The 8,526-nt window shown below is 63.7% G+C and carries 8 protein-coding genes; 5 read left to right on the top strand and 3 right to left on the bottom strand.

What is annotated here, in order from left to right:
* Positions 1-246 precede the first annotated feature (246 nt).
* The 3 genes from dsbG to dsbD are packed head-to-tail and all read right to left on the bottom strand — an operon-like array spanning position 247 to position 3,562.
* On the bottom strand, positions 247-1,008 hold the full coding sequence (gene dsbG / locus ACHPFG_RS22660; protein ID WP_431700480.1) for a thiol:disulfide interchange protein DsbG: 762 nt from the start codon (positions 1,006-1,008) through the stop codon (positions 247-249).
* Complete coding sequence (locus ACHPFG_RS22655; RefSeq protein WP_431700479.1) at positions 984-1,835, bottom strand: prolipoprotein diacylglyceryl transferase family protein; 852 nt, start codon at positions 1,833-1,835, stop codon at positions 984-986. The genes dsbG and ACHPFG_RS22655 overlap by 25 nt, the downstream gene beginning before the upstream one ends.
* Positions 1,835-3,562 (bottom strand): protein-disulfide reductase DsbD, encoded by a 1,728-nt coding sequence (gene dsbD / locus ACHPFG_RS22650; protein ID WP_131700350.1) that lies wholly within the window; start codon positions 3,560-3,562, stop codon positions 1,835-1,837. The genes ACHPFG_RS22655 and dsbD overlap by 1 nt, the downstream gene beginning before the upstream one ends.
* A 176-nt stretch (positions 3,563-3,738) precedes the next feature.
* Here dsbD and ACHPFG_RS22645 point away from each other — a divergent pair, with 176 nt between their 5' ends.
* From ACHPFG_RS22645 to ACHPFG_RS22625, 5 genes are all read left to right on the top strand, one after another.
* Entirely contained in the window at positions 3,739-4,419 is a 681-nt protein-coding gene (locus tag ACHPFG_RS22645) for a response regulator (RefSeq protein ID WP_065927228.1), read from the top strand.
* Positions 4,416-5,738 (top strand): ATP-binding protein, encoded by a 1,323-nt coding sequence (locus ACHPFG_RS22640; RefSeq protein ID WP_184743510.1) that lies wholly within the window; start codon positions 4,416-4,418, stop codon positions 5,736-5,738. Before ACHPFG_RS22645 ends, ACHPFG_RS22640 begins: the two co-directional genes overlap by 4 nt.
* A 123-nt stretch (positions 5,739-5,861) precedes the next feature.
* Positions 5,862-6,629 (top strand): N-acetylmuramoyl-L-alanine amidase, encoded by a 768-nt coding sequence (locus ACHPFG_RS22635; RefSeq protein WP_259244229.1) that lies wholly within the window; start codon positions 5,862-5,864, stop codon positions 6,627-6,629.
* 149 nt (positions 6,630-6,778) lie between these two features.
* Positions 6,779-8,173 carry an aspartate aminotransferase family protein gene (locus ACHPFG_RS22630; RefSeq protein ID WP_431700478.1) on the top strand — a complete coding sequence of 465 codons (1,395 nt, stop codon included), beginning with the start codon at positions 6,779-6,781 and terminating at the stop codon, positions 8,171-8,173.
* 82 nt (positions 8,174-8,255) lie between these two features.
* Entirely contained in the window at positions 8,256-8,477 is a 222-nt protein-coding gene (locus ACHPFG_RS22625) for an MbtH family protein (protein ID WP_017527671.1), read from the top strand.
* The last annotated feature ends 49 nt before the right edge of the window (positions 8,478-8,526 follow it).

Below are 8,526 nucleotides of genomic sequence, written 5' to 3'. Positions count from 1 at the left end.
TAGGCGAGGTACCGAGTGGTGGGGCAAGAGCCCTTTGGTTACTTTGGGGCTTTTCCAAAGTGACCCGCCGTAAGGGCGGAACCCATAGCCGCCGTGACCGCAGTAACGGATATGTACTCACCCAAACCCCAAAAAGCGGTCGGCCCGAAGGCCGCCACGGAAACAAGCTCCCTCACCACAAAGAGATTTTTCAGCCTGAAAGTTGTGTAGGTACCCATGCCCCGATGGCGTCAGACCAGGCGCCGCTTACTTCGGTCCCATAATCTTCACCAACTTATCCGGCGACGGCGCTCCTTGCTGTTGCTGCAAGCCACCCTTGTCATCCAGGTAGAAAATCGCCGGCGTGGCTGACAGTTCCAGCTCATCCATCAACTTCATATTGGCATCGAGCTTGGCTTCGATATCCGCCGGGATCTTGGCCAGCGCCTGCAATTTGCTGCTCTTGCCGGCAGCTTCGTGTTCTTCCAGGGCTTTTTGCGGGTCTTTGGCGGCGAACAGGGCGGCCGACTTGGCGGCGCTGTCTTCGCGGATGATGCCGACCATGATGTGGCGCAGTTGGACCTTGCCGGCTTTTACCCATGGCCGCGCCTGTTCCCAGAACATGTTGCAGTAAGGGCAGTTGGGGTCGCTGAACAGGTAGACGATGCGCGGTGCCTTAACGTCGCCGTCCTGGATCCAGCTGCTTTTTTCCATCTTGGCCCAGACTTCCTTGGCCATCGGCGCGTACACCAGTTTTTCCAGGGGCGCGCTGCTCAGGTCATTGCCTTGGGCGTCGTACAGGTTGCCGGCGATTACGCTCTTGCCGTCGGCGGTCAGGTACAGGGCCATGCCACGGTTCTGGTATTGCGCGGCGTAGCCGGTGAGGCCGCTGGGCGCGTCGAACTTGCCGAGGATTTTGGCGCCTTTGGCTTCGATCTGTTTGATCGGTGCCGGCCAGTCTTCGGCCTGGGCCAGGGTGGCCGCCAGTGTCAGCGGCAGCAGGGTCAGCAGGTGGCGGAGGCGAGGCATGTCGGTTTCCTTGTGGCGGCAGGGGCGGTGTCGAAGGTTTCCATGGCGCGGGCCAGGCTGGCCTGGGACAACTCACCCAGGTGGCTGTTGATCAGGCGTCCGTCGGCTTGGTAGAACAGCGTGGTTGGCAGGGCCATGGAGCCCACGGCCTGGCCGAGGCGGCCGCTGGCGTCGAACAATACGTTGTCCAGGTTCAGGCCCTGGGTGGCCAGGTAGGTGCTGACGCTTTGCATGCTCTCGGCCTGGTTGACGAACAGGAAGGTCACGTCCGGGCGCATGCGCTGGGCGCTTTCCAGCACCGGCATTTCACGGCGGCACGGCGGGCACCAGGTGGCCCACAGGTTGATCACCAGCGGACCGCCTTGGTAATCCGCCAGTTGCACGACCTCGCCATTGGCGTTGCGCAAGGTGATGTCCGGCAGGCGTGTGCCTTTTTCATACACGCTCAAGGACAGGCTGGTCATGCCCCAGAACACCAGCCCGGTGATGACCCCGGCGCTCAGCGGCTTGCGCAGCGCCGGGCGACGCCAGCCATAGAGCAGTGCACCGAGGATCAGCGCGACGATACCGGGCCAGGCGAGAAAACCGCCGTCGCGCAGGTCGACCATCTGCAGCCAGTCGTTGCTGTAGTAGCTCCAGTACATCAGTACAAAGCTGACGCGCGCCGCCAGCATGCCCAGCAGGAACAGGCTGAACAGCACCGATTCCGGATTCTCACCGCCACGCTTGGCCACGCGCCACCCCACCAGGGTGGCGAGAATCAACGCGCTGATCAGCAGGATGTGATTCAGGGCGATGGCGAAGGTGCCGATGGTCAGGGTCAGCATCAGAGGGCGTCCCGGGCTTGAGTCCAGCGTTGCAGGAAGGCGGCGGCATCCACTTCGCCGGTGATGCGCTGGGCGCGGCGTTCCTCACCGTCGGGGCCGATCCACACGAAGCTGGGCGGCCCCGGCACTTGGTAGCGGCCCAGCAGTGCGCGGCTGGCGGCATTGTCGGCGGTGACGTCGAGGCGCAGCAGGCGTACGTCCTTCAGCGCGTCGAGCACTTCGGGCTTGCCGAACACCTGTTTCTCCATGATCTTGCACGACACGCACCAGTCGGCGTAGTAATCCACCAGCACCCATTGGCCCTGGGCCTTGGCGCTGTCGAGCTGGCTTTGCAGCACGGCGGGGTCATTGAGGGTCATGAAGGCTTCGTGGGCGGTGGGGGCGGCAGTGGTCCGCGAGCCGCTGTAGACCTTCAACGGTTGCCACAGGTCATCGCTGCCACCCGCGGCACCCACCAGCAGCAGGCCGCCCCACAACCCCACGACCACGGAACCGGCGCCGAACAGCATGGCAACCCGCCCGAAATCCTGGGCCAGGCGCCAGCCGCAATAGGCCACGGAGATGGCCAGCGCACCCCACAGGCCGAGCCACAGGCTTTCGTCGATCACCGGGCGAATCATCAGTACGGCGGTAGCCAGGAACAGGAAGCCGAAGATGCCCTTGAGCACATTCATCCAGGTGCCCGGCTTGGGCAGGAAACGGTTGCCCACGGTGACCAGCAACAGCAGCGGCACGCCAATGCCGATGCCCATGGCGAACAGGATCAGGCCGCCATGCAGGGCATTGCCGCTCTGGGCGATATAGAGCAGTGCACCGGCCAGAGGGGCCGTCATGCACGGCCCCACCAGCAGGCCGGAGAGGGCGCCGAGCACCCCGGCGCCGACCAGGCTGCCGCCGCTTTGGTTGCGGCTGACGTTATCCAGACGGTCACGCAAGGCCACGGGCAGTTGCAGTTCAAAGAAGCCGAACATCGGCAGGGCGAGGATCACGAACAACGCGGCGAAACTGCCGAGGATCCATGGGGTTTGCAGCAGCGCGGCGAGGTTGCTGCCAAGCAACGCGGCCAATACGCCCAGTGCGGCATACACCAGCGCCATGCACACCACATAGCTGCTGGCCAGGGCAAAGCCGCGACGTGGGCTGGCGCCACTGCCCACCACCAGGCCGGCGAGAATCGGCAGCATCGGCAACGAACACGGTGCAAATGCCAACAGCAGGCCCAGGCCAAAGAACACCAGCAGGCTCCAGCCCAGGCTGCGCTGCTGCAAGCCGCTGGCCAGGCTCTGGTCCTGGGCTTGGGCGGTCGCGGCGACGGCCGGGTTGCCACCCAGGTCCACGGTGATCGACTGCGGCGGATAGCACAGGCCCGCATCGGCGCAGCCCTGCCAGCCCAGCTTGACCTGGCCGGTGGTACCGGCGGGAATCTTCACTTCCAGGCCCTGGCGATACACTTCCTGCTCGCCAAAGAACTCATCGCTATGGGCTTCGCCCTGGGGCAGCGCGGGTTTTTCGGCCAGGCCATCGAACTTCATGCGCTGCTTGTACAGGTAATAACCGTCGGCAATCTGCCAATACAGCTGGGTCTCGCCACTTTCAAGACGTTCGGAGGTAAAGGTGAAAGCCTTGCCCACCGGGAGGAAATCGGGTTTGGTCTCAAACGGATTGCCCGGCGCGGCCTGGGCGAACCCTGCGAATAACACCAGCAGAAAGGTAAACAGATGCCGCATGGTCAAGCCTTAGTTCGATGCAAGTGAGGCACACAATGTGTGGCGTTGATTAACCGATGATTAACCGGGCGCTATTCTAAAGTGTAGGGAATATCTGAGCTTGCATCTTTTCACGGCATAATCTGCGCTTAATCCGCTGCACTTTTAATCACCCCATCTTTCATGAAGGGTTCACCATGCACGTACTGGTCTGTGAAGACGACGAACTGATCGCCAGCGGCATCGTGGCCGGCCTCGGTGCCCAGGGCTTTACAGTCGAGCGCGTGGCCACGGCGGCGGCTGCACGGGCGATGCTCAAGGCGGCGACCTTCGACATCATGGTGCTCGACCTCGGACTGCCCGACGAAGACGGCCTCAAGCTGCTGCAACAGCTGCGCAGCCAGGGCCTGGAGATTCCGGTGCTGATCCTCACCGCGCGGGATTCGGTGACCAACCGCGTCGACGGCCTGCAAGCCGGTGCCGATGACTACCTGCTCAAACCCTTCGACCTGCGCGAATTGGCCGCACGCCTGCAAACCCTGTTGCGCCGGATGGCGGGGCGCAGCGTCAACCTGATCGAGCACGGCCGGTTGACCTACGACCCGAGCAGCCGCGAAACCCTGTTGGGAGGCCAGCCGGTGGACCTGTCCCGGCGTGAACAGGCGCTGTTGCAGGCCTTGCTGCACAACAAAGGCCGGGTGCTGTCCAGCGAGCAACTCAAGGACAGCGTCTACGGCTTCAACGATGAATTGGAAAGCAACGCCCTCAACGTGCATATCCATCACCTGCGGCGCAAATTGGGCAACGGCATCGTCGAGACCGTGCGCGGCCTGGGTTATCGTCTCGGCCCGGCAGATGATGGAGAGAATGCTTCGTGAAAAGCCTGCGCCTGCGCCTGACGTTCAAGCTCGGCGCCGCGTTTGTGCTGATCTGGGCCCTGGCGGCGGCCTGGATGCTCAACGACCTGCGCAACCAGATGATGTTCTCCCTCGACCAGCGTTTGGTGGCATCGGCGCGCATGGTGGCGGGCCTGACCGAGCAGATGCCGGGCCTGGCCAGTGTGAGCGGCGGCGCGCATTTCAGTGCCGAGCAACTCAATGTACCGGGGGGCATGGCGTGCCAGGTCAGCTCCTTGCGCGGGGAAATCCTCGCCCGCAGCCATACCACGCCGGATGAGGGCCTGGAGTCGCGCAAGAGCGGCTTTCGTGACCAGGTCATCGACGGTGTGGGCTGGCGCAGTTTTACCCTGTCCCGTGGCGACCTGTTGATCACCACCGCCGACCGCCAGGTGGAGCGCGAGGCGCTGAACCTGTCGATCCTGCTCGCCGCCTCGGTGCCGGTGGGCGTGGCGATGCTCGGTTGCCTGTGCCTGTTGTGGCTGGGCATCGGCCAGAGCCTGCTGCCGCTCAACCGCATGCGTGACGCGCTGATGCGCCGCAGTGCCGACTCCCTCGAACCGTTGCAGATCCACCCGCTGCCCAGTGAACTCAAGCCGCTGCTCGACACCCAGAACCAACTGTTGCAACGCATCGCCAAGACCATCGAACGCGAACGCCGCCTCACCGGTGACGCTGCCCACGAGCTGCGCAGCCCGCTGACGGCGATCAAGACCCACCTGCAAGTGGCGCGTATGACCGAGGGCGCGGCCCGCGACCAGTCCCTGGCCCATGCCGAGGAGGGCGCCGACCGCTTGCATCGGACCCTGGAGCAATTGCTGCTGCTGGCGCGGGTGGAAGGCAGCCTGTCGTTCGACGATGGCTTGCAGTCCAGCGCCGAGGAAGTGGCGCGGCTGGCGATCCAGGACGCGAATGCCGGCGACAATGCGCGTATCGACCTGAACCTGGCGGACAACCTCAGCGAAACCCCGGTGGACATGCCGGTGGGCCTGGCGGTCGCGGCCCTGCGCAACCTGCTGGACAACGCCCTGCGCCACACGCCCGCAGACACGCGGGTGGAACTCAGTGTGTTCACCGCCACCGATCAAGTGATCTTCCGCGTGCGCGACCACGGCAAGCAGATTTCCCCCGAAGACCTGCAATACCTCACCCAACGCTTCTGGCGCAATGGCAACAGCGAGGGCTGTGGCCTGGGCCTGGCGATCGTGCAGGCGATCGTGCAGCGCTGTTCCTGCTCGTTGACGTTCGACAGCCAGGTGGATGGCCTGCGCGTCGAGCTGGGTATGCCGTTGCGACGCTGACCGCGTTTTCTCATGTGCCAAATAGTTACCGCCCGCTTGACGTTCAACTCTTCAGGATGGCGGTAATTTTTTTGCGCTTGAACGGGCCGAAAGACTCGGCCTGTATTGAAAAGGACGGTTCTCATGTTGGTCATCGATACCAGTTTCCCAGCCAGGGATTTCAACGAACGTCACGGCGAACCCGTGCGGCAGGTGATCCTGCATTACACCGCGGCGCCTTTCGCCTCCTCCTTGCGCACCCTGACCCGGAACGGGGTCAGCGCGCATTACCTGCTGCCTGATCCCGATGAGTCCGGCTACCGTGCCGCCGGGTATGACGAGTTGCGCGTGTTTCGCCTGGTGCACGAAAACCAGCGCGCCTGGCATGCCGGAGCGAGTTATTGGGCCGGGCGCGATAACCTCAACAGTCGGGCGATCGGCATCGAAATCGTCAATCTGGCCCGGGATGACGGGGGCGTATTCACCTTTCCAGCGTACGGCCAGGAGCAGGTGGCGGTGTTGATTGCGTTGCTTCGCGACATCCTTGGGCGTTACCCGCAGATCGGCCCGGCCGATATTCTCGGGCATTCCGACGTGGCGTACTGGCGCAAGAGCGATCCGGGGCCGCGCCTGCCGTGGCGCGGTTTGTTCGAGGCGGGAGTGGGAGCGTGGTTCGATGAGTCGACGCGGGCCATGTACCAGCGCCGGTTCTGTGTCGGGTTGCCGCCTGAAGTGGAGGTGGAACGGGCATTTCAGCGCTATGGCTATAAGCCGGCGCAGAATCGCCAGGCGTTCGAGCAGCGTACCCGGGCGTTTCAGATGCACTTTCGGGCGCGGGATTATTCTGGCGTGTTGGATGCCGAGACCTGCGCGATCCTGTATGCCTTGAATGAAAAATACCGCGGACTTTGATCTCATCCATCAGCCAACAATCACTGCCCCCTAAATCCTCTTATCGCTGGTGCGTTTCCAGAACAGGAAATCCGTGCGCATGCCCTTGGGCCAGACGCCAACGGATCGGCAGTTTGGTCACCATTATCCGCGTATTGAGGGGTCGAGAGATGTCAGTCGCTACCAGCCGTATCGAAGATACCCAGGTGCATGAAACGCTTTATCAGTTCGACGAAAGCCCGCTGCTGGCCCGTCAGCGCCAGCAGGAATCCAACGCCCGCAGTTACCCGCGGCGCATCCCCCTGGCGCTCAAGCGCGCCAAGGGGATCTACGTGGAAGATGTGGAAGGCCGCAGTTTCATCGACTGCCTGGCCGGCGCCGGCACCCTGGCGTTGGGGCACAACCACCCGGTCGTGATCCAAGCCATCCAGCAAGTACTGAGCGACGAATTGCCGTTGCACACCCTGGACCTGACCACGCCGGTCAAGGACCAGTTCGTGCAGGACCTGTTCGGCCTGCTGCCGGCGGAGTTGGCGCGTGAAGCCAGGATCCAGTTCTGCGGCCCCACCGGTACCGACGCGGTGGAAGCGGCATTGAAACTGGTGCGCACCGCCACGGGCCGCAGCACGGTGCTGTCGTTCCAGGGCGGTTATCACGGCATGAGCCAGGGCGCGTTGAGCCTGATGGGCAGCCTGGGGCCGAAAAAACCCTTGGGCGCCTTGCTCGGCAATGGCGTGCAGTTTTTGCCATTTCCTTACGACTACCGGTGCCCGTTCGGTCTGGGCGGCGCAGAAGGCGTGCGGGTCAACCTGCATTACCTGGAAAACCTGCTCAACGATCCGGAAGCCGGGGTACTGCTGCCGGCGGCGGTGATTGTCGAAGTGGTGCAGGGCGAGGGCGGGGTGATCCCGGCCGATCTCGACTGGCTGCGCGGCCTGCGGCGCATCACCGAGCAGGCGGGTGTGGCCTTGATCGTCGATGAGATCCAGAGCGGTTTCGGCCGTACCGGCAAGATGTTTGCCTTCGAACACGCCGGCATCATCCCGGATGTGGTGGTCATGTCCAAGGCCATCGGCGGCAGCCTGCCGTTGGCGGTGGTGGTGTATCGCGACTGGCTCGACACCTGGCTGCCGGGCGCGCATGCCGGGACGTTCCGTGGTAATCAGATGGCGATGGCGGCCGGTTCGGCGGTGATGCGCTACCTCAAGGAGCACAACCTGGCCGGCCATGCGACAGCCATGGGCGAGCGCCTGGGCGAACACCTGCGCATCCTGCAGCGTGACTACCCGCACTTGGGGGATATTCGCGGGCGCGGGCTGATGCTCGGCGTGGAACTGGTGGACCCGGACGGCGCCCTGGACATTCAGGGCCACCCGCCGGTGCATCGCCATCTGGCGCCGCTGGTGCAGCGCGAATGCCTCAAGCGCGGCTTGATCCTCGAGCTGGGCGGGCGGCATGGCAGCGTGGTGCGCTTCCTGCCGCCGCTGGTGATCACCGCCGCAGAAATCGACCGCGTGGCCGAGATCTTCGGGCGCGCCCTGGCGGCAGCCGTCGCCAGCCTCTAATTTTTTCGCGTGTTGGTACGTTTCTACAGATATCAGCGCTGCGCGTGGTGCGCAGCCCGCCTTTGAACGATGGAGAACAGCAATGACCTCAGTATTCGACCGCGACGACATCCTGTTTCAGGTAGTGGTCAACCATGAAGAACAGTATTCCATCTGGCCCGACTACAAGGCCGTGCCGGAAGGCTGGCGCACCGTGGGCAAGAGCGGCCTGAAGAAAGAGTGCCTGGCCTACATCGAAGAAACCTGGACCGATATGCGTCCGTTGAGCCTGCGCCAGAAGATGGACGGCGCAGCGCTGGCGTGACGCAAAACCTGCAGTAGGCCGGCCTGTTGTGGTGGGCGGGCCTGTTGTG

It is taken from the genome of Pseudomonas sp. BR20 (genome assembly GCF_050780135.1).
GTDB lineage: Bacteria > Pseudomonadota > Gammaproteobacteria > Pseudomonadales > Pseudomonadaceae > Aquipseudomonas.
The sequence above is the reverse complement of the archived record's forward strand: the minus strand, read 5'-3'. Positions and strand labels throughout refer to the sequence as shown.

Excerpts from the sequence above, each read along its gene's own strand:
- ACHPFG_RS22625 (WP_017527671.1), top strand. The coding sequence starts at position 8,256 with ATGACCTCAGTATTCGACCGCGACGACATCCTGTTTCAGGTAGTGGTC.
- ACHPFG_RS22630 (WP_431700478.1), top strand. The coding sequence starts at position 6,779 with ATGTCAGTCGCTACCAGCCGTATCGAAGATACCCAGGTGCATGAAACG.
- ACHPFG_RS22655 (WP_431700479.1), bottom strand. The coding sequence starts at position 1,835 with ATGCTGACCCTGACCATCGGCACCTTCGCCATCGCCCTGAATCACATC.
- ACHPFG_RS22645 (WP_065927228.1), top strand. The coding sequence starts at position 3,739 with ATGCACGTACTGGTCTGTGAAGACGACGAACTGATCGCCAGCGGCATC.
- ACHPFG_RS22635 (WP_259244229.1), top strand. The coding sequence starts at position 5,862 with ATGTTGGTCATCGATACCAGTTTCCCAGCCAGGGATTTCAACGAACGT.
- dsbD (WP_131700350.1), bottom strand. The coding sequence starts at position 3,562 with ATGCGGCATCTGTTTACCTTTCTGCTGGTGTTATTCGCAGGGTTCGCC.
- dsbG (WP_431700480.1), bottom strand. The coding sequence starts at position 1,008 with ATGCCTCGCCTCCGCCACCTGCTGACCCTGCTGCCGCTGACACTGGCG.